This is a genomic window from Arthrobacter sp. 2MCAF15 (assembly GCF_052115605.1).
Classification (GTDB): domain Bacteria; phylum Actinomycetota; class Actinomycetes; order Actinomycetales; family Micrococcaceae; genus Arthrobacter.
The window spans coordinates 131,234-151,544 of record NZ_JBFRGZ010000014.1 but is presented as its reverse complement, the minus strand read 5'-3'; the positions used below and the strand labels follow the sequence as shown (position 1 = coordinate 151,544).

General features: G+C 68.9%; 17 protein-coding genes. 7 read left to right on the top strand and 10 right to left on the bottom strand.

Annotated elements, in window-relative coordinates; translation table 11 throughout:
- Window positions 1-12: 12 nt before the first annotated feature.
- The 5 genes from AB4089_RS16320 to AB4089_RS16300 all read right to left on the bottom strand — a co-directional run bounded on the left by AB4089_RS16320 (window position 13) and on the right by AB4089_RS16300 (window position 5,213).
- On the bottom strand, window positions 13-1,359 hold the full coding sequence (locus AB4089_RS16320; RefSeq protein WP_441410319.1) for a TIGR01906 family membrane protein: 1,347 nt from the start codon (window positions 1,357-1,359) through the stop codon (window positions 13-15).
- 112 nt (window positions 1,360-1,471) lie between these two features.
- Window positions 1,472-2,698 carry a L,D-transpeptidase gene (locus AB4089_RS16315; RefSeq protein WP_441410318.1) on the bottom strand — a complete coding sequence of 409 codons (1,227 nt, stop codon included), beginning with the start codon at window positions 2,696-2,698 and terminating at the stop codon, window positions 1,472-1,474.
- A 156-nt stretch (window positions 2,699-2,854) separates the two neighbouring features.
- The gene (gene ahcY, locus AB4089_RS16310; RefSeq protein WP_441410317.1) at window positions 2,855-4,342 is read right to left on the bottom strand and encodes an adenosylhomocysteinase; all 1,488 of its coding nucleotides are present in this window, start codon (window positions 4,340-4,342) and stop codon (window positions 2,855-2,857) included.
- 132 nt (window positions 4,343-4,474) lie between these two features.
- On the bottom strand, window positions 4,475-4,738 hold the full coding sequence (locus tag AB4089_RS16305) for a Trm112 family protein (RefSeq protein ID WP_441410316.1): 264 nt from the start codon (window positions 4,736-4,738) through the stop codon (window positions 4,475-4,477).
- An 85-nt stretch (window positions 4,739-4,823) separates the two neighbouring features.
- Window positions 4,824-5,213 (bottom strand): DUF3499 domain-containing protein, encoded by a 390-nt coding sequence (locus tag AB4089_RS16300; RefSeq protein ID WP_441410315.1) that lies wholly within the window; start codon window positions 5,211-5,213, stop codon window positions 4,824-4,826.
- Window positions 5,214-5,345: 132 nt separating this feature from the next.
- Between AB4089_RS16300 and AB4089_RS16295 the strand changes: the two genes are divergently transcribed.
- Window positions 5,346-5,897 carry a metallopeptidase family protein gene (locus tag AB4089_RS16295; protein ID WP_441410314.1) on the top strand — a complete coding sequence of 184 codons (552 nt, stop codon included), beginning with the start codon at window positions 5,346-5,348 and terminating at the stop codon, window positions 5,895-5,897.
- A 30-nt stretch (window positions 5,898-5,927) separates the two neighbouring features.
- On the opposite strand, the gene AB4089_RS16290 is transcribed toward AB4089_RS16295, so the two are convergent.
- From AB4089_RS16290 to AB4089_RS16280, 3 genes are read right to left on the bottom strand one after another with little or no spacing between them, the layout of a single operon-like run.
- Window positions 5,928-7,649, bottom strand: coding sequence for a DUF5719 family protein (locus AB4089_RS16290; RefSeq protein WP_441410313.1), 1,722 nt, complete (start codon window positions 7,647-7,649; stop codon window positions 5,928-5,930).
- Window positions 7,642-11,034 carry a glycosyltransferase gene (locus AB4089_RS16285; RefSeq protein WP_441410312.1) on the bottom strand — a complete coding sequence of 1,131 codons (3,393 nt, stop codon included), beginning with the start codon at window positions 11,032-11,034 and terminating at the stop codon, window positions 7,642-7,644. Before AB4089_RS16285 ends, AB4089_RS16290 begins: the two co-directional genes overlap by 8 nt.
- Window positions 11,035-11,063: 29 nt before the next feature.
- Window positions 11,064-11,606, bottom strand: coding sequence for a WhiB family transcriptional regulator (locus tag AB4089_RS16280; RefSeq protein WP_441410311.1), 543 nt, complete (start codon window positions 11,604-11,606; stop codon window positions 11,064-11,066).
- Between the two features lie 359 nt (window positions 11,607-11,965).
- Between AB4089_RS16280 and AB4089_RS16275 the strand changes: the two genes are divergently transcribed.
- Entirely contained in the window at window positions 11,966-12,670 is a 705-nt protein-coding gene (locus AB4089_RS16275; RefSeq protein ID WP_441410310.1) for a TIGR03089 family protein, read from the top strand.
- 16 nt (window positions 12,671-12,686) lie between these two features.
- On the opposite strand, the gene AB4089_RS16270 is transcribed toward AB4089_RS16275, so the two are convergent.
- Window positions 12,687-13,250, bottom strand: coding sequence for a GtrA family protein (locus AB4089_RS16270; RefSeq protein ID WP_441410309.1), 564 nt, complete (start codon window positions 13,248-13,250; stop codon window positions 12,687-12,689).
- Window positions 13,251-13,517: 267 nt separating this feature from the next.
- Here AB4089_RS16270 and AB4089_RS16265 point away from each other — a divergent pair, with 267 nt between their 5' ends.
- The 5 genes from AB4089_RS16265 to AB4089_RS16245 all read left to right on the top strand — a co-directional run bounded on the left by AB4089_RS16265 (window position 13,518) and on the right by AB4089_RS16245 (window position 19,254).
- The gene (locus AB4089_RS16265; RefSeq protein WP_441410342.1) at window positions 13,518-14,666 is read left to right on the top strand and encodes a 5-(carboxyamino)imidazole ribonucleotide synthase; all 1,149 of its coding nucleotides are present in this window, start codon (window positions 13,518-13,520) and stop codon (window positions 14,664-14,666) included.
- Complete coding sequence (gene purE / locus AB4089_RS16260; RefSeq protein WP_441410308.1) at window positions 14,663-15,262, top strand: 5-(carboxyamino)imidazole ribonucleotide mutase; 600 nt, start codon at window positions 14,663-14,665, stop codon at window positions 15,260-15,262. Before AB4089_RS16265 ends, purE begins: the two co-directional genes overlap by 4 nt.
- 10 nt (window positions 15,263-15,272) lie before the next feature.
- On the top strand, window positions 15,273-16,925 hold the full coding sequence (locus tag AB4089_RS16255) for an LCP family protein (protein ID WP_441410307.1): 1,653 nt from the start codon (window positions 15,273-15,275) through the stop codon (window positions 16,923-16,925).
- 66 nt (window positions 16,926-16,991) lie between these two features.
- Window positions 16,992-18,278: a mannose-6-phosphate isomerase, class I gene (gene manA, locus AB4089_RS16250; RefSeq protein WP_441410306.1), complete on the top strand. Its 1,287-nt coding sequence runs from the start codon at window positions 16,992-16,994 to the stop codon at window positions 18,276-18,278.
- A 4-nt stretch (window positions 18,279-18,282) separates the two neighbouring features.
- Window positions 18,283-19,254 carry a lipid II:glycine glycyltransferase FemX gene (locus AB4089_RS16245; RefSeq protein ID WP_441410305.1) on the top strand — a complete coding sequence of 324 codons (972 nt, stop codon included), beginning with the start codon at window positions 18,283-18,285 and terminating at the stop codon, window positions 19,252-19,254.
- Window positions 19,255-19,299: 45 nt separating this feature from the next.
- Here the strand turns inward: AB4089_RS16245 and galE are convergent, their stop codons facing one another.
- Complete coding sequence (gene galE, locus AB4089_RS16240) at window positions 19,300-20,274, bottom strand: UDP-glucose 4-epimerase GalE (protein WP_441410304.1); 975 nt, start codon at window positions 20,272-20,274, stop codon at window positions 19,300-19,302.
- Between the last annotated feature and the right edge of the window lie 37 nt (window positions 20,275-20,311).

Sequence of the window (20,311 nt, the reverse complement as noted above, 5' to 3'; positions counted from 1 at the left end):
GCGTCCGGCGCCTTAGACGGTGTGCCGGGTCCGCTCTGTTCCCGTTTCTTCGTTGCCTGAGTTGCCGGTGTTGCCTGAGTTGCCGGCGATTCCTTCCGCGCCGTCCGCCGGCGCAGCCCCGGCGGTGACGCCGGAGTCCGTGTCCGGGTCCGTGTCCGCGCCCTTGGACGCGTCCGATGCCTTCTTCTTGCCAAGGCCGCGGCGCCGGCGCGTGGGCCAGGTCAGGATGAGGGTGACCAGGGAAGCCAGCAGGACGAGGGCGCCGATGACGATCCCGGCGTCCATCCAGAACTGGCCCGGGAACAGCCGGATCAGGGTGTCCTGGAGCGAAAACGTCCAGGTCCCGTTGGCGAAGAAAATCCGGTGGAAATCGGTGAAGAACTGCTCCCAGCCGAGCATGGCGAGGGTTCCGAGGCCGGTGATCACCGCGAGGGTGACGATCGAGCCGGCGAACAGGCCGCGGCGGACTCCGCCTGTATGTTTGCGCTTCAGGTAGATCACCGCAACCAGGCCCAGCAGGATCAGCAGCGTGCCGGCACCGAACGTCGAGAGGATGACGGCCTTGACGTCGGCCATGTGGCTGACCTCGCCGTCCCTGAACAGCCGCTCCCCGCTTTGGTCCACGAGGCCGCCGAGGTAGCGCGGGCCCGACCAGTTGCTGAGGTAATCAACGGCGTAGGAGCCGTAGGTCATGCGGTCATCGGTGCTGAAGCCGTAGCCGTCGCCGGGGAAGCCCGGACGGTTGTATTCGACCCAGAGGAACAAGGGGCTGGTCACGGCGCGGACGGCCAGCACCAGCAGGATAAGCGGGTAGAACACAGCCAGAAGCACCTGCATCACCCGCGGGAGGACCGGCTTGGTCCTGGCGGCCTGCTCGCGTTCGGCAGTGCGGCGCTCGGCATTGCGGCGCTCGAGATCGTCCTGCGCGGTACCGGCATCAACTTGGCCTGCATCCTGCCGGGCAGCGTCCTGACCAGTGGCGGCCGCCTCGGCCGCCTTACGGTCGGCCCGGCTTTCCGGCTGGCCCGCCGTGGACACGGCCGACGGCGCCGCCGTGCCCGCCGCCGTCATTCCCGCCGCTGCAGTGCCCGGCGCCGTCGTGCCCGCCGCTGCCGCTGTGCTGCTTGCCGTTGTGCCGGTTGCTGTTGCGCCGGCCTCTGGCGCGCCATGTTCCTCATGGGCCGCCGGAACGGCGGCGGACCCGGCGGACGAGCTGGCGGCGGACTTCGCCGAGGAATCGGGTGCGGGCTTGGCGGCCGGGGCCGGCTTCATCCAGTCGAACGCCGGCTCGTCGGTGTCGTCCGTCGGATCCAGGTGCGGATCCGGACGGTCGGGAGTGGTAGGACTTTTGTCAGTCACGTGGAGCTTCGCTTCCGTAGGCTTTCGTGCTGCCCGGCCTGCGCCCGGCTGCGCAACTTATCTGGCTCCGAGCCTACCGTCAGAGGATTAGGCTCGGCGAGGTGCCACCCCGTCAGTTGGCGTATTGGGCCCAAGGGATGTTCCAATCCCCGAATCCGTCGTCGAAGTTGGCGAAGTCCCCCTCGGTGTTCACTACCTGGACGACGTCGCCAGTGGTCATATTGTCAAAGACCCACTGCGCCCCGTCCGGGCCCAGGCCGATGCAGCCGTGCGAGAGGTTTGCCTTGCCCAGGTACGGCATTGCGGTGTCCGTGGCCTGGTGGATGAACTCCCCGCTCGGCGTCAGGCGCGTGGCGTAATTGACGTCAAGCTGGCCGTAGTAGGCAGGGTCCCCCGGCTTGAGCCCGATCGTGGAGGCATCCATGTGCTCCACGCGGTGCTTCTCCATGAACACCAGGAAGCCCCGGGCCGAGGGGAACCGTGTGTCGCCCATCGTCGCCGGCCACTGCCCCACCGGCTTGTCATTGATGCTCACCGAGAACGTATGCGCCTTGGCATCGGCCACGGCTACTTTCTTGTCCCCGATGTGGACGGTGACGGTCTTGTTGAAGTTGCCGACCTGCCCGTTCCCCAGTTCGACGCCAAACATCTTCATTTCCATGGTGATGGTGCTGTTCGCGGCCCAGAAAGCCTCAGGCCGGTACCGGACCGTGTTCTTGCTGAACCAGTGGAAATCGCCCTTCTGGCCGGACGTGGAGGTGATCTTGATGGCCTTCTCGACGGCGTTCCGGTTCAGGACCGGCTCGCTGAAGGTGATCTGCAGGGGCTGGGCCACGCCCACCTTCATCCCGTCCAGGGGGTAGATGGCGGCGTCGGCCTCGTTGGCGGTCGAGACGGTGGTGAACGTCCGCGTGCTGTGGGTCTGGCGCCCGGCGCCGTCCACCACGGAGTAGGTGTAGCTGTAGCGGGTGTTGAACGCGAGGTCAGCGGACGAAGTCCAGGCCGACCCGTCCGCGCTGAGGGTGCCGTCGACAGTGCCGCCGTCGGCGCTGGTGAGCGCCACACGGTCAATGCGGCCGTTAGTGACCTTGAGTGACACCGGCGCGGCCGGGTTGACCTGCTTGGCGTCATCGGCGGGTGTGACGGCGAGTTCAGCGGGGGCAACCACGGGGACGGCGAGTCCCGGCGTCGTCCGGGCCGGGGATCCTGCCTCGGAGGAAATCGCGGACTGGGCCAGCCCCGGTGCCGCGGCGGCGAAGGCTCCGCCGCTGGCGGCCAGGGCGCAAACCACCCCCAGCAAGGCGATTTTGCGGCCGGTACTCCAGGTCTTCAGGGTCATCACAGGACCCGGGCGTTTCCACACGTCATCTTGCCAGCATATGCGAGTTACCTTGGAACCCCGGGCGGATTCGACCACGATCCGGTTACAAAAGGGCCCACAAAACGGTCACAAAAAAGGGCCCCGGACCTTCGTCCGGGACCCTTTGGAGGGTTCCTAGTAGCGGTAGTGGGCGGGCTTGTACGGCCCGGCCACCTCGACATCCAGGTACTCGGCCTGCTCCTTGGACAACTCGGTCAGCTCCACGTCGAGGGCGCCCAGATGAAGCCGGGCCACCTTTTCGTCGAGGATCTTCGGCAGCACGTAGACCTGCTTTTCGTATTCGCGCTGGCCCTCCGGCTGGCCGGCCTTCGTGAACAGTTCAATCTGGGCGATCGTCTGGTTGGCGAAGGAGTTGCTCATGACGAACGAGGGGTGTCCGGTGGCGTTGCCGAGGTTCAGCAGTCGGCCCTCGGAGAGGACGATGATGGAGCGACTGCCCTTTCCCGTGTCGGGGTCTGAGTCGAAGACCCACTCGTGGACCTGCGGCTTGATCTCGACCTTCTTGATGCCGGGGACGCGGGCCAGTCCGGCCATGTCGATCTCGTTGTCGAAGTGGCCGATGTTGCCCACGATCGCCTTGTCACGCATGCCGGCCATGTGCTCGGCCATGATGACGTTCTTGTTGCCGGTGGTTGTGATGAAGATGTGGCCCTCGCTGAGGACGGATTCGAGCTTCGCCACCTGGTAGCCGTCCATGGCCGCCTGGAGCGCGCAGATCGGGTCGATTTCGGTGACGATCACCCGCGATCCCTGGCCGCGGAAGGCCTCCGCGGCGCCCTTGCCGACGTCGCCGTAACCGCAGACGACGGCGACCTTGCCGCCCATCAGGACGTCCGTGGCGCGGTTGATGCCGTCGGGCAGGGAGTGGCGGATGCCGTACTTGTTGTCGAACTTGCTCTTGGTGACGGAGTCGTTGACGTTGATCGCCGGGAACAGCAGCTTGCCCTGCTCCGCGAGCTGGTACAGGCGGTGCACGCCGGTGGTAGTTTCCTCGGTGACGCCGAGCAGGAGCGCGCCGATGCGGGTCCACTTCTGCGGGTCGGCCTGGAGCGAGGCGCGCAGCACATCGAGGAAGACCCGGCCTTCCTCGGACTCGTCCTCTGCGGCGGCGGGAACGGCACCGGCGGCCTCGAATTCGACACCCTTATGCACCAGCATGGTGGCGTCGCCGCCGTCGTCCAGGATCATGTTCGGACCGAGCTCGGGGTTGGCGTCGGCGCCGGGCCAGGTGAGGATCTGCTGGGCCGTCCACCAGTATTCCTCCAGCGTCTCGCCCTTCCAGGCGAAGACGGGGACACCCTGCGGGTTCTCGACGGTGCCGTTGCCGACCACCACGGCGGCCGCGGCCTCATCCTGGGTGGAGAAGATGTTGCAGGAGGCCCAGCGGACCTCGGCGCCGAGCGCCGTCAGGGTCTCGATCAGCACGGCGGTCTGGACCGTCATGTGCAGCGAGCCGGCGATGCGGGCACCCTTGAGCGGCTGGCTGGCGCCGAACTCCTCGCGCAGGGACATGAGTCCGGGCATCTCGTGCTCGGCGAGGCGGATCTGGTGGCGGCCCGCCTCGGCCAGGGAAATGTCCGCAATCTTGTAATCGAAAGTCATCTGAATCCTTTGTCGTGGCCGGTGGCTTGGCATCTCTGGAGCTGGGTAATTCCTGCTGGTTCTGGGGCTAAGCAGTCATTCGCTGCCGGGGGCGTCCGCGATGGGTGTCCGGCGGGTTTTGGTGGGTGCGCGTTATTCCGCCGCGTGGCGCGGCGCCGTGCCGTGCTCACCGGCGTCGTGCTGACCGGCGTCGTGCTGGTCGGCGGGGGCCGCCGCGGCGGCGGGCAGGAGCTCCGGCGGCAGCAGCAGCGGGATGCCGTCCTCGATCCGGTACCGCAGCTTGTTCCCGGATTCATCCGCCGTGACGGCGACAAGTTCCTCGCCGTCCTGGACCAGGGCGGAGCCGGTGACGGGGCATCGCAGGACAGACAACAATTCGGGACTGAGCTTGGGCATGGTGAACGCTTCCTGGTGGGCGCCGCGAAAGGGCGCCGGTGGCTGACGGCTTTTTGCAGTTTCCACCCTACCGCCAGTTGGCCGGCTACGAAGGTTCGCGCAGGACCCGCAGATGCCCGCGCCGGGTGCCCTCGGCCGGGGCCGGTGCTTCCAGGGCCGGGTGCAGGCTGCGCTGCCCCTTCGCCGGTTCGGCCGCGGCAGGACGGGAGGCCGCCTCGCGGACTGCGTTGGCGAGGGCCAGGAGGTCGTCGGGGCCGGGACCGGCCGGTGTGGCCGGCATGGCCAGCCGCATGACTTCCCAGCCGCGAGGGACGGTGAGCGAGTCGGCGTGCTGTTCGCACAAGTCGTAGCAATGCGGTTCTGCGTACGTGGCGAGCGGGCCCAGGACGGCGGTGGAGTCGGCGTATACGTACGTCAAAGTGGCCACCGCAGAGTTGCGGCAGGCAGACCTCGAACAAAGACGAATTGCACCCACGACATCACAGACTACTCTCCCTCGGGGCGGGGCCCCGCATTGAAACGCTGGTGTTTGTTCCGCGGCGGTGTGGCGGCGGATCGCCGGCTGGCACTTGTCGCGTAAATCATTGCGCGGGTTTAGAGTCAAGATATGCAGTCATCGCACCACGATTCGGGATTTACGGTCCGGTTGGCTGACCCCGACGCCGGCCGTGCAGGCGCCGGTTACGGCCCCGCCGGGGCGCCCCTGACGGGGTCGTCCACCGCTGTCCAGGGAAAGAACTTCCGGCAGCGCCGCAGGAACCGGCATGGCCGGGGGCTTCGCGGCGAGCTCATGCTCCCCACGCTGCCGGGCTACCGGACCCGTTCCGACCGTTTCGATGACTTTGTCCTGGACTCGGCCCAGCGGCTTCACGATATCTGGGGCAAACCCCTGGACGGGGTCCGCTTCGCTGTTGACGAGATCCCTCCGGGCCTGGAACAGCTCGTGGCGGACCGCGCGCCCGCGCCGATGGGCGCCTTCACCGCAGCGACGGCCGAGGACGGACCGGTCATCACGCTGTACCGCCGGGTGGTGGAGCAGGCGTGCGGGACCCGGGACGAACTCCAGGACCTGGTCCATGACGTCGTGGTGGAATACACGGCCGAGATGCTGGGCGTGCCTCCAGAGTCCCTGGACCCGGTCTACCGCCGGCGGTACTAGCCGGCCCGCGCTCCGGTCTATGGAGTTGGTTCAGTACCCCAGAGTGACTGGGACCTTCTGTTCTCCTGCCGCTTCCGGTGCCACGGCCACCGTGGAAATATCCTGCCCGCCGTCGCGGCCCAGGAGCAGCGCACCGTAGGCAGGGTCCCCGGCGGCGGACACCACGTAGCCCACGAGCGGGGAGCCGCCCACGTCCGCGGGGATCTTGATGGCCACGGTGGTTCCGCCGGCAATATCAGCGGTGGCGGCGGCACGGATCTTGCCATCCGCCGTGATGGGTGTGTAGGAGACGCTTGCTTTGCCCTCGGGTGCGCCGAAGACGAGCTGCCGGTCGCCCGTGCCGGGAACGGCGACGATGTGCTGGCTGCCCAGCCGGGCCGAGGCAGCGGAAAACGCGATGTCCGCTGCGTCCTCGGGCTTCAGCCCCTGTGTGAGTCGGGCGGTGGCCGCAAAGGAGACATCCGAGCTCGCCGCCACGGTGTAGGTCCCGGCCGGGACCCCGGCCAGCGAAACTTCCGTGACCGCGCCGGCTTTCGCCGTGACCACGCCCCCGCCGGGCAGGGCCTTCTGGCCGTCGCGCCCGTACAACTTAACTTCGACGACGGCGTCGGCGGCCCCGGGCACGGCGATTTCCAGGGCCGGTCCAGCATCCGCGAAGCCTGGCTTCGCCGTGAGCGTGGCCAGGGCGGCCGGATCCTGGATCTGCAGACCGGACGCCACCTGGCCGACCGACGGGGCGGTGCCGGGGGTGATGAAGTCGACGCCGCCGGGCGTGAGGCCACGGAGCACGCTTTGCTGGATGACGGCAGCCACCGGGCCGCCGGTGCTGCGGACCCGCACACCGAGCCGTTCCTGTCCCGGCGCGAGCCCGGCCAGGACGATGGCGCGGGTACTGCCGGGCGCCACGAGCAGGCCGCGGCTTCCGGGCGCCTGCATGGGGCCCTCGGAGCCAAAGAGATCCAGGCTCACGGTCGCGGGCGTGCTGGAGGCATTGGTGAGGTTCAGGACTGCGGACCGGCCCAGGGCAGTGTTGGCGCCGACCAGCCAGAGATCGTTGCCGGGCTGCTGGCAGGCTGCGGCCGCGGAGCCCTGGAGGTCCCCGTCCTCGGCCGTGTAGCTCAGGACGGCGCCGGCCGCTGCCTGGTGGTTGTCCTGGGCATCTGCGCTCAGGACGCTGATGTTGTCCACCTCGCGCTGGGACACGACGCCGGCAAGCAGTACCGGGGTGCGGACCGCGGGCGCGGGGGTGGATCCAGCAGCGGCGCCCTGGGCGATCTCGGCGAGCGGGGCGCCCTTGAGCGGGGCCAGCCGGCTGGCGGGAACGACCCCCGCGCTTGAGCCGAGCACGGCGGCGCTGACGGCGGTCTTCGCGGTGCCGGAGTCCGGGCTGAACTGGGGGTCGGTGCCTACGGGGGTGCCTTCGAGCAGCCGGGCCGGACCCGGACAGACTCCGACGCTGCTGCCGGCCGGCACCGCGGCAACGGGAGCCTCAAGGTGCCGGCTGGCGGTGCTTTGGGGTGTCAGCGAGGCCGCCGAGACGAGGCCTGCCCCCGCTGCAACGAGTGCGACGGCGGAGAGGACTCCCCCGATCACCCCGCCCCGCGGCACGCCCTTCTTCCGCTGCTTCGCACCTGCTGAGGGATTACTGGCTGAGGGGTTACCGGCGTCGGACGCTTCAGCGTTCGCGGTGGTTCCCGGGGCCGCATCGTCCGGATTCATGGTGTTTGGGTTGCCGTTGTTGCCCTTAGACATGCTGATGTTCCTTACGCAGGGAGGCTTCGTCCCTGGACAGGCCGGCGCTGGACCGGCGGGCAGGCATGGGCACGGCCAGCAGGATGGTCAAGCCGATCACTACGGCCTGCGCGATTCCGGTAAGGACGGCCCAGGGCGCTTCGTAGCGGATGCTCAGCTGGCCGCCTTGGGCGGGCAGCGTAAAGGCCTGGGCCCATCCGGAGGTCGTGGAGGTCAGTCGGCGGCCGTCGAGCCAGGCGCTCCAGCCCGGATCAGCCCGGTCGGCGAGAACCACCAGGCGGCCCTCGGGGCCGGCCGGGACGGTGCCGGCCGCGGAGACGTCCTCTGACGGGAGCAGGCCGATGGTGGCGCCGGCGCCGTCCACCACGCGGACCCGGTGCGCGACGTCGGAGGCCTTGATGCCTGGCCCCTCTTGCGGGCTGACCCGCCAGAGCCAGCCCGTGCCTGTCTGCCCGACGGCGACAAGCCCGGGGACGGCGTCCATGCGGCTGGCGGTCAGCTCGGAGGCCGAATCTGCCACCCGGAGCACGACAAATCCGACGCCGAGCCGTTCGAGGTCTCCTCGCGGGTCCACGCCTTGGCCCGCCACAATGGCGGCCACGACGTTCCGCAGCGATGAGGCGACGGCGTCGTCGTCGCGGACCGTCTCGTGGCCCGGTTCCCCCATGATGCCGCGCGCCGCGGCGATGGTGGACAGGGCGTCCAGGGTGGTGCCGGCGCCGCGCATGAGTGAGGCGTCGAAGCTGCCGTCCTCGTTGCTGGAGATCAGCAGCGTCCTGGATTGTTCCGGCCCCTCGCCGCGGTCAACTGCCGTGGCGGGGAGGGTACGGGCCTGGGCCGATTGAACGAGCCTCGGGGTCCCGAGACCCGCCGGCCCGCCGGCGGGTGCCGATGGCTGTGACGGGGCGGATGACATCGCGGTGGGCTGCAGCAGGTTTTGCGCGGTCCACATGGTGAAGCCGGCCAGCGGGGAGGCCAGCAGCAGGGTCAGGGCTGCCGCGGCCGTTCCGCGGATCAGGACCTTGCGTGCCAGCCCGGTGCCGGCCGACCGGCCGGCGGCGTCCAGGAGTCCTTCGGCCGCGATGAGGGCCGCGCCGAGGAGCGCGAAGGTGGCCGCCGAAACGGCGGGGCCGGGGAACGGCGTCACCAGGACGTCGGCGCTGGCGCCGGAGGCGACGTGCCCGGCGAGCCAGCCGCCGGCCAGCATCAGGACGGCCACGGCCCACAGGCAGCGTGCCGTCCAGGTGCGTCCCGCCAGGACAAGCCTGCGCGGCATGAAAAGTGCGGTGAGGGCCAGGAGCAGCACCGGCAGCCCGAACAACAGGGCCAGCAGCAATGCCCACGGCAGTCCCGCCAGCCCGCTCGCGCCCGCGGCGGACCCGGCGAAGGCGCTGAGTCCGGTCAGTCCCCCGCCGGCGTCGAAACTCAGCGGCTGGCCCAGGGCCTGCTGCCACAGCGGGGCGGCGTCGAATCCGAGCGGAAGGCCGGGGTCGGCCAGGAGTGCCCGCGGCCGGTCCAGGACAGAGAAGGCGAACGGCAGGAACAATGCCAGGCTCGGCAGCAGCGCCCACCAGACCGTGCGGCCGCGGCGGCCCAGAAGCAGGCCGCACAGGGCAACGACGGCGACCGCTGGCGCCAGCAGCGACGGCGCCGCCGCAGTGACCACGGCCAGCGCGAGGCCTGCGGCGGCCGCAGCCGTCCACGACGGCGTTCCGTTGACGCCGGGGCGGGCGGCGGGCGGGGGCGTGAGCCGTCCCTGCCCCGGGGCCGGGGCGGCATGGACGCCGTGGCCTGTCGCCGTGCCGGTCGCCCGGAGCAGCGCAAGGACCACAACCGGGATCATGGCATGGGCAAGTAAGGCGCCCAGCCGGCCCTGGTTGAGGGACACCTGGAGGGCCGGCGCCCCGGCCCACACGAGGGCGGCCGCCAGGCGCAGGCTCCTGCGGGTGGTCAGGGCGCCCGCGGCGAACCAGGCGCCCAGTGCGGACAGCGGCATCGCAAGGATCAGCAGCCAGCCGACTGCGCCGTTGGCGTCGCCGGCACCGAGCACGCCGAGCACCCACAGGACGTAGCCGAAGGGGTCGCCGTGGCCCGGAAGGCCCGCGCCGAGGCTGATCCACCAGGTGGAGGCATGGTTCCAGATTTCGGAGAGGCGCAGTGAGACCGGGATCAGCGCGCCGCCGGAAACCGCCGGGGCCCGGAACAGGCTGAGCAGTCCCGTCAGGGAGACCGCCAGGGTGAGGACGATGGCCAGCAGGGCGCCGTTGCCCACCCAGCCGCGGTCCGGGGTGGCGATGGCGGCGAAGTCGTCGGTGTCGCCGGTGGGCTGCTCTGCCAGCTGGTCGGCCCCCGCGGGCCCGGGGCCGAAGTCGTCTGCGCCGAGCGCCTCGATCAGGGAGCGCCGGTGCGCCCAGACCTCACGGCGCGGCGTCTGCAGGCCCTTCATGACGGAGCGCCGGATCCTGCGGGTGCGCGCGGCGTTGCGCCGTCCGCGGATCACCGCGGCCGGGCGGCCCAGCGCGCCAAAGGTTGCCAGCAGTTGGGAGAACCCATGGCCCGGGTCCTTGACCGCGATGCTCAGGACGAGTTTGAAAAGGCTGCCCAGCAGGGCGCCGACAGCGTGCAGCGGGACTTTCCAGGCTGACGCGTGCTTGAGCCGCAGGTGGACCTGCGCCTTGCGCGCGGCGGAGGCATTGCCCAGTCCGTGGGGACGGTGCGAGACGTGGAACATTTTCGCGCTCGGAACCACCACCACGCGGTGCCCGGCGAGGCGGTTGCGCCAGCAGAAGTCGACGTCGTCGCCGCTTCCGGGAAGGGCCGGATCAAAACCCCGGAGCTCCTCCCAGATGTCGCGGCGGACCAGCATGCCGGCGGAATTGACGGCAAACGTATCGCTGCGGCCGTCGTACTGGCCCTGGTCGAGCTCATCGGCGTCGATCAGCGTCAGCCGCTCGGCCCAGCGGCTCGTCGAGAGGCCAACGTCCATCAGCCGCCGCTCAGCGTGCCAGTCCAGCTGCTTGCAGCCCGCGACCGTGACGGACGGTGCGCGCTCGACCGCATGGAGGAGTTCGGCGAGGGCCTCCGGTGCCGGCGCGGCATCGTCGTGAAGCAGCCAGATCCAGTCGGCGCCCGGCGCGGCAGCTTCGGCCTCGTCCGCAGGCCACGGCGCCAGTGCCTTGAGCCCGGCCATGACCGCGCCGCCGAAACCGGACTTGGGCTGGTCAAAGACTGTGACGTTGGCCTTGCCCAATCCCTGTTCGAGGAGGGCTGTGGAGTGATCACGGGAGCCGGTGTCGACCCCAATGACGGCGTCGACGGGCCTGGTCTGGGCCGCCAGCGCCGCGAGGGTCCTGGGGAGAAAATCACCGCCGTCGTGTGAGACCACGACGGCGGTGACCCGTACTTCTTGAAGAATTAGACTGCTCGCTTCCTAAGCCGGCGCCGCTCGCGCTCGGAGAGGCCTCCCCAGATCCCGAAACGCTCATCGTTGGACAAGGCGTATTCGAGGCACTGGGAACGCACGTTGCAGGCGCCGCAAACTTTCTTGGCGTCGCGGGTTGAGCCGCCCTTTTCCGGGAAGAAGGCTTCGGGATCCGTCTGGGCGCACAGGGCGTCGGTCTGCCAGCCGAGCTCGCCCTCGTCGTCAAAGTCCTGCCGGGACGGCAGCCCGATCCAGACCGGCTGCGCGGTGGTATCGGAACCGGGAGAATGGAGCTCCATCGGCGGGTCGAGGGGATCGGCGTCATGATCCGGGCCGGCGAGCAGTTCATCGTGCGCCGCAAGGAAGGCCGTGGCCGCGTCCTGCAGGGAATCCTGGCTGTGTTCGTTATAGCGATCAGCTGCGTCCGGATCGGCCGGATCTACATACCAGTCACTCGGCACGCCGCGTGACCGGTATTTCGCCGTGGCCTGGCCGGCAACTACGGCATCTTCATGGATACGCTCTGCTAGCCCCATGGCGTCCCCCTCCTGATTTGCAGCCACTGCAAGACCCCCTTGGCGCTCGGTTGAGTGCCGGTTTATGCGCAGTGGCTTTAGATAACTAATTACACGCGTGTAAGTATCCGGGAGTCAAGCCACGGCGGAGATAATAATCAACTTGATACACAAAGTGCAGGCACGCCACGCCCGAATTTTTTTCGCGCCGCCCGCAGGATCACGCGGAATAATCAGGGTACTGAGCACTTTTGGGGGTTTTCATTGAATTTACGGGAAATTCCCAGCACTCCCGGACCGGGGTCGCGGGAGGTCAGAAGCCGCCGCTATGACGGACGTCACATCGCGGCCGGCCGAATGGCCCGTGGCAAGATGAGGGCATGAGCATTCCGGCAATCGAACTGATGACAGCGCTGCGGTCCGGCCAGTCCACCTCGCCCCGGCTGACCTGGTATGGCCCGGATTCGGAGCGCGTTGAGCTCTCCGGACGGGTGCTGGACAACTGGGTGGCCAAGACTTCCAACCTGCTGCAGGACGAACTCGACGCCGAACCCGGCACGCGGCTGCGCCTGGACCTGCCCGCGCATTGGAAGTCGGTGATCCTGGCCCTGGCGGCCTGGCAGCTGGGCATGGAAGTGGTCTTCGACGACGCCGAGGCGGACCTGTTGGCCACCGCGGACCCGGGTCCCGGCGCCGCGGCGGGCGGATTCGACGCCGTCCTGGCCGTGTCGCTGCCGGCGCTGGCCATGCGATGGACAGGCGAGCTGCCCACCGGCGTCCTCGATTACGCCGCGGAGGTCCGCTCCCATGGAGACATCTTCATGCCCCACCTCGATCCGGAAGCAGATCGCCTCGCCGTCCGCACCTCGGACGGCACGGTCCACGCGCATGGCGCGCTCCTGGACGATTTTGCCGCGGCCCGCGGTACGGGGGTACGGCTGCTCGTTCCCGCGGCAGACGGCCTCGAAGCGGTCCTGGCGCAGTCGCTGGGAACCTGGAAGGCCGACGGTTCCGTCGTCCTGGTACACCCCGAGGTAGAGGTGACCGGCAAGCTGCGGGACGCCGAGCGGATCAGCGGGACCTGAGCAGCTGGGCTGAGCGTCAGGCCGGGGGGCCGGGCAGCTCCGGATCCTTGACGGCTTCCCTGGCGACGCTGGCATTAGCCCGGGCGTGCGGGTGCCGTTCGATGATCTCGTGGTCGTGCGAGAACTCCGGCTCTGCGTCGAGTTCCTGATTGAACACCAGGAAGCGGTAGGCAAAGAAGCGGACCACCGTGGCGACCAGGATGCCGACGACCCCGGCCAGGAACAGCATGTTCTTGTCGGTAATGCCCATGCCGTACTTCGCGATGGCGGTGAGGCCGGTAGAGATGCCGATGCCGATCCCGTTGATGATGACGAACATCACGAACTCGCGCAGCACGTTGGCCTGCCGGCGGTGCCGGAAGGTCCAAAAACGGTTCGCAATCCACGAGAACACAGTGGCAACACTGGCCCCGAAGAAGCGGGCCTTGGCCTCACTGTCGGTCATGGGACCGTGCATCAGGTAAAACGTGAGGCCGTTGTCGATGACGAACGCGATGCCGCCAACGGCGCCGAATTTGGCCACTTCGCGCCAAAACAGCGAGGCCAGCCCGCGCATGCGCTCATTAAGTGCAGTAATCATGACCCTCCATGGCCTTTTGGAACTGTCGGCCATTGGGCCAAACTGCCATTTTAGCGCCGTTTCCCGGGAGTTTGCCCGGGCGGGACCGTGAGATGGCTCGCTGCGCACCCGACGCCGGGCGGCGCCCGGGCGGGCACGGAACCGCCAAAGCGGCGCTGTTCCTGCGGTCCCCACGCCCAAAAGCCGGGTTCCGGTGAGGTTTTCGGTAGGCTGGGACTTGTGACTTTTCCTGTAATCGGTGTTGTTGGCGGCGGCCAGCTTGCCCGCATGATGGCCCCTGCCGCGACCGCACTCGGCTTCGAGCTCCGTGTCCTAGCCGAAGGCGAGGACGTCTCCGCTGTCTCTGCCGTGGCCAAGGCCCCGGTCGGTGACTACAAGGACCTCGAGCACCTGCTCGAGTTCTCCCGCGGCCTGGACGTCCTGACCTTCGACCACGAACACGTCCCCACGGAGCACCTGCGGTCCCTGATCGGCGCCGGCGTGAACGTCCACCCGGGCCCGGATGCGCTGGTCAACGCCCAGGACAAGCTTGTGATGCGTGCCGCGATCGACCGGCTCGAGCTGCCCAACCCCACGTGGGCCGCCGTCGCCAATGTCTCGGACCTCGTCACCTTCGGCGAACAGACCGGCTGGCCGGTGGTTTTGAAGATGCCCCGCGGCGGTTACGACGGCAAGGGCGTGCGGATCGTGTCCTCGGCCGAGGACRCTGCCGCTTCCGCTGACTGGTTCGAGGCCATGTCTCCCCTGCTGGCCGAAGCCAAGGTCGAATTCAGCCGGGAGCTCTCGGCCATGGTGGCAAGGACCCCGGACGGTGAATCACGGGCCTGGCCGGTGGTGCACACCATCCAGGTGGACGGGGTGTGCGATGAAGTGATTGCCCCCGCCCTGGACATTCCCCTCGATGTGGCCGCGGCCGCCGAGAACGCGGCGGTCCGGATTGCCAACGAGCTCGGCGTGACAGGTGTCATGGCCGTCGAACTCTTCGAGACCCCGGGCGTGGGTGCGGGCTTCCTGATCAATGAGCTCGCAATGCGCCCGCACAACACGGGGCACTGGACCCAGGACGGCTCGGTGACGAGCCAGTTCGAGCAGCACCTGCGGGCCATCCTGAACCTGCCCCTGGGCGCCACGGACCTCCTGGGGCCCATCGTCGTGATGAAGAACTTCCTGGGCGGCGCCAACGAAGACCTCTATTCCGCCTACCCCGCCGCCCTCGCGAGCGAACCGGCCGCGAAGGTGCACTGCTACGGCAAGGCCGTCCGGCCCGGCCGGAAGATCGGCCACGTCAACCTGGTGGGGACCTCAGCGGCCGACGTCGACTCCGTGCGGCAGCGGGCTACTGCCGTGGCCGACATCATCCGGAACGGCCGGGCCCACGCCGGCTCGATGCCGGCAACCCCCGAGGAGAGCGCATGAGCACCGCACCGAGCAGCGAAGGAACCCCGATCGTAGGCCTCGTCATGGGCTCGGACTCGGACTGGCCGGTCATGGAGGCCGCCGCCGAAGCCCTCGCGGAGTTCGGGATCCCGTTCGAGGCCGACGTCGTCTCGGCCCACCGCATGCCCACGGAGATGATCCGCTACGGCCAGAGCGCCCACGAGCGCGGCCTTCGCCTCATCATCGCCGGAGCCGGCGGCGCCGCGCACCTTCCTGGCATGCTGGCTTCGGTCACCCCGCTGCCCGTGATCGGCGTCCCCGTGCCGCTGAAGACCCTGGACGGCATGGACTCCCTGCTGTCCATCGTGCAGATGCCCGCCGGTGTGCCTGTCGCCACTGTCTCGATCGGCGGGGCGCGCAATGCCGGGCTCCTGGCCGTGCGCGTGCTGGCCTCGGGCACGGACGAACTCGCCGTCCAGCTCCGCGCCGACCTCCTGGACTTCGCCCAGGAACTCAACGACGTCGCGACCCGGAAGGGTGCGAGCCTGCGCCAGAAGGTCAGCGAAGTGTTTGCCGAAGGAAACGTCTCCACTCGTAGCAGCCAAAATCCCAGCAGCCAAAAAGGCAGCCATTAGGAATCCCGGCATGAGCAACAGCTACGCCCCCACGCACCGCCCTGAGGGCACCGGGGAGTCCGGGCGGGCACCGGGCAACCCGCTCCGGCACCCGACCGGCGCCCCGGCCCCGGTGCTGACCAAACGGGCGTTCGTCCTGATCCTCATGACGCTGCTGGTTCCCGGCAGCGCCCAGATCGTCGCGGGCAAGCGCCGGCTCGGCCGGGCGGCGCTGCGCGTGACCCTCATCGTTTGGGCGCTGGCCCTGCTGGCCGTGCTGCTCCTGCTCGTGTCCCGTTCCACCCTGATCAACATCCTGGCCGGCCCCGTTCCCTCGCTTCTGCTGGTGCTCGGCCTCGCCTTCCTGGCCATCGGCTGGGCCGCCCTGTTCCTGAACACCCTGCGGCTGATCCGGCCCGGGCTGCTCACCCCCAGGATCCGTCCCGCGGTGGTGCTGGCGCTCGTGCTGGCCATGATCCTCAGCAGCGGGTCCCTGGGCTACGCGGCCTACCTGCTCAACGTCAGCCGCGACGCCATCGGCAGCATCTTCTCCGGCTCCGGCCCCACCCTGGAGCCCTCCGACGGCCGCTACAACTTCCTGATGATGGGCGGCGACGCCGGAGCGGACCGTACGGGCCGCCGGCCGGACAGCCTCTCGGTGATCAGCGTCGATGCCAAGACCGGCACCACGGCGATCATCTCCGTTCCCCGCAACCTCCAGAACGCCCAGTTCAGCGCGGAATCCCCGATGCGCCAGGTGTACCCGGACGGCTACAACTGCGGCGACGAATGCCTGATCAACGCCATCAACACCGAGGTCACCAACGAGCACAAGGACCTCTACCCCGGGGTGGCTGACCCCGGCGCGCAGGCAACCCTCGAGGCCGTCTCCGGAACGCTGGGCATCAAGGTCCAGGCCTATGTCCTGGTGGACATGGACGGTTTTTCCAAGCTCATCGACGCCATGGGCGGCATCCGGATCAAGGCCGGCGGGTGGGTCCCCATCAGCGGACCGATGGTGGATGAAGCCCACGGCATCCACGGCATGCCGGACGGCTGGATTCCGGCCGGCGACCAGACCCTCGACGGCTTCCATGCCCTCTGGTACGGCCGGTCCCGGGAATTCGTGGACGACTACGCCCGCATCCAGCGCCAACAGTGCGTCCAGCAGGCGATGCTGAAGCAGCTCGACCCGGCAACCCTGCTGGCCAAGTTTGAGGACATCGCCAAGGCCGGCACCAAGGTGGTCGAATCGAACATCTCCTCCGGCCAGCTCGGCAGTTTCGTGGACCTGGCCATGAAGGCCAAGGGCCAGGACGTCAGCCGCCTGACCATCGGTCCGCCCGATTTCGATGCGTCCTTCTCCACGTCCCCGGACTTCGACGTCATCCACGCGCGGGTGGCCAAACTGCTGGCCAGCCCGTCCAGCGGCGCGGCTGGGGACTCTTCTGTCGACGACACAGTGGTGCAGCCTGGAACCGGCGCGGGGCCGCTGTCCGCGGCCGGAGCCGTGCCGGCCACCGCGCCCTCCCCGTCGCCGTCGACGTCGGACTTCACCCCGGTGACCACCACCCCGGATGGGGAGCCGATCACCGAGGAGATGCTCAACCAGTTCAAGCGCAATGGCGACGAACAGTCCATTCGCGACCTCGTCGCCACCAACGGGCAGTGCGCGCCGCTCTAGGGCCGCCAGCCAGCGTAACCGCATTTCATTGACGAGACAGTTCATTCCAAAGACAGGGACCCGTCCATGTACGAACTTGAGAACGTCCTCAGGCCCTATGCCTGGGGCTCCCCGACGGCCATCGCCGAGTTGTTGGGCCGGCCGGCCTCCGGAGGTCCCGAAGCGGAGCTCTGGATCGGCGCCCACCCGGACTCGCCCTCCGTCGCCCTGACGCTGCCGGCCGGCACCGGGCGGCATGCGCCCGAAACGCACGACGGCGGACGGCTCGCCCTGGATGCCCTGATCGCCGAGGATCCGGAGCATTGCCTGGGCAGCGCAAGCGTGGACGCTTTCGGGCCGCGCCTGCCGTTCCTGCTCAAGGTCCTCGCGGCCGAGGCGCCGTTGTCCCTGCAGGTGCACCCGACGCTCGAGCAGGCCCGCGAGGGTTTCGCCCGGGAGGAGGCCGCGGGCGTGGACGCCGCCTCACCGGAACGCAACTACAAGGATGCCTTCCACAAGCCGGAAATGATCTTCGCGCTGACCCCGTTCGAGGCCCTCTGCGGTTTCCGGCCGGCAGCCGCTTCCCGTGCTGTCTTCGAGCACCTGGCGGCCTGCTTCGACCTCGCCGGGCTGGAGCTGCCGCCGCTTGTTCCGCTGCTGCTCGAAGACCTGGCGCAGCCGGACGAACCGGCCGCCCTGCGCGCCGCCTTTGAGCGGCTCATCGCCGGCGGCGGGGACGTCTCCGGCGCCACCGCGGCGATCGTGGCGGCCCTCGTCTCCGGTGCCCCGATGGGAGCGTACGTGGCGGAGCTGACCACCGTCGTGGATCTCAACCGTGACTACCCCGGCGACCCAGGTGTCCTGATCTCGTTGCTGCTGAACCGGATCTCGCTGGCGCCGGGCGAGGCGGTCTACCTGCCTGCCGGAAATGTCCATGCCTACCTGAACGGCCTCGGGATCGAGGTCATGGCGTCATCGGACAACGTGCTGCGCGGCGGGCTCACGCCGAAATTCGTGGACGTGCCGGAACTGCTCAACACGGTGGCGTTCGAGGCCGTCGCCGTGCCGATGCTCCGCGCCGAAACCACCATGCTGGGCCAGGACCTCTTCCGGCCGCCGTTCCGGGAATTCCAGCTGCAGCGCCTTGAATTGGCGCCCGGCGCCGAGCCCGTCCCGCTGGCGCAGTCCGGTGCCGCCGTCGTCATCGTCACGGCCGGATCCGTCCGCCTCGACTCCCCGAAGGGCGAGCTGCGGCTCGAACGCGGCGCCAGCGCCTTCCTGCCCGCCGCCGAGGCCCCGGTCAACGTCCACGCTGTCTCCGGCGCCACCGGCACCGCCGTGGCGTTTGCCGTCACCACCGCATTGGAAGCCTGACACCATGGATTATTTCCTGCAGAGCCCGCAATGGGCACAGTTCCTGCGCGCGCTGGGGCGCACGGTCCACGAACAGTCCGGCCCCGGATGGCGCTTCCTGGCGGTCGAGGAATCCAACCCGGCCGGGAAACTGCTGTACTCCCCCTACGGCCCGGTCGCCGAGTCGCTGGCAGCGTTCGACGCCGCCCTTGCGGCCCTGACGGACCTCGCCCGGGCCACCGGGGCTGTGTTTGTCCGGGTTGAACCGGTCGCCGCGGGGTTCACCGCCGCCGAGGCAGACTCCGTCCTGCGCGGACGCGGCCTGCAGCCGGCTCCGGTCAGCAATCAGCCGGAGCACAGCTGGATTGTGGACCTCGACCGCGATTTCAAGGACGTCCTCGCGGACATGAAGCCTGCGAACCGGAATCTCTACCGCAACATTCACAAGAAGGGCGTGACGTTCCGCTCCAGCCAGGATCCGGCGGAGATCAGTGTCCTCCTGCAGTTCCTGCACATGACGGCCGCCCGCAACGGCTTCAAGCCCCAAAGCGACGAATACCTGAGCCAGGTGGCCCGCTCGCTGATGCGGGCCGGCGCCGCGACGCTGTTCATCGCCGAGCTCGACGGCCATCCGATCGCCGCGGCCCTGGTCTACGATTCGGCCGACACCCGGACCTACGCCCACGCGGCGCTCGATGACACCCACCGCAAGCTCAGCGCAGGCATTCCCCTGCTGGTCACCCTGATCGCGGATGCCCAGGCGAAGGGCCTCAAGCACGTGGACTTGTGGGGTGTGGCGCCCGAGGACCAGCCCGACCACAAGTGGGCAGGGTTCACGGCCTTCAAGAAATCATTCGGCGGGCGCGGGATCGCCTACCCCGGGACGTGGGACCTGCCGGTCCGGAAAGTCCGCTACGGCAGCTACCAGCTGGCCCGCAAGGGCGCCCAGTTCGCCAAGAAGTTGCGCGCCCGGTCCAAGGCCCTCACGAACCGCTGACGGCGCAGCAGCGCCCGGGCCGCCGGAACCGGCTGCCCGGCGCTGCTAGCTGGCAGCGGTAATCGCGTGCCGCTGGGCGTCGTAGGCGCTGGCGACCATCTGGTCCACCGAATGCCGCATCTTCCAGTTCAGGTCGCGGGCCGCCAGCGTGCCGTCCGCCACGATCCGGTCCGGGTCCCCGGCCCGGCGCGGGCCGATCTCCGGTTCAAAATCGATTCCGGTGACGTTGGCCATCGCCGTCATGATCTGGCGCACGGACAACCCGTCCCCTGATCCGAGGTTGTACACACGCTCCAGCGGCTTGCCGGCGGCGAGGGCCTGGGCGGCCGCCACATGCGAGGTGGCCAGATCGGCCACGTGTACGTAGTCGCGCACGCAGGTTCCGTCCGGGGTGTTGTAGTCGACGCCGTTGATGCGCGGCGTCTGGCCCGCCGTGAGCGCGCGCAGCACGATCGGGAAGAGGTTGTGCGGGCTTGTGTCGTAGAGCTCGGGCGCGCCGGAGCCGACCACGTTGAAGTACCGCAGGGAGGTGTGCTTCAGGCCCCGGGCTCGGCCCTGGTCCCGGATCAGCCACTCGCCGATCAGCTTGCTCTCGCCGTAGGGCGATTCCGGGTTGGTGGGCGTGTCCTCGGTGACGATGTCACCGGTGGGCGTGCCGTAGGTGGCGGCGGAGGAGGAGAAAACCAGTTTGTCGACGCCGGCGAGCTCCATGGCCTTGAGCAGCTCCGCGGTGCCCGTAACGTTCTGTTCGTAGGTCAGCAGCGGCTCCTGGACGGAGACCCCGGCGTACTTGAAGCCGGCCAGGTGGATCACGCCGGTCACCGCGTGCTTGCGCAACGTGTCTGCCACGAGCTCGGCGTCGAGGATGCTGCCGTGGATGAACGGCACATCCGCGGGCACAAACTCGCGGTGTCCGCTGGAGAGGGAATCGATCACCACCGGCTGGATCCGGGCACCGCGCAAGGCGGAAACCACATGAGAACCGATATATCCTGCACCGCCAGTTACGAGCCACGTCATGGCTCCACCCTATCTAATCCGTTGGGCGCTACGCGCA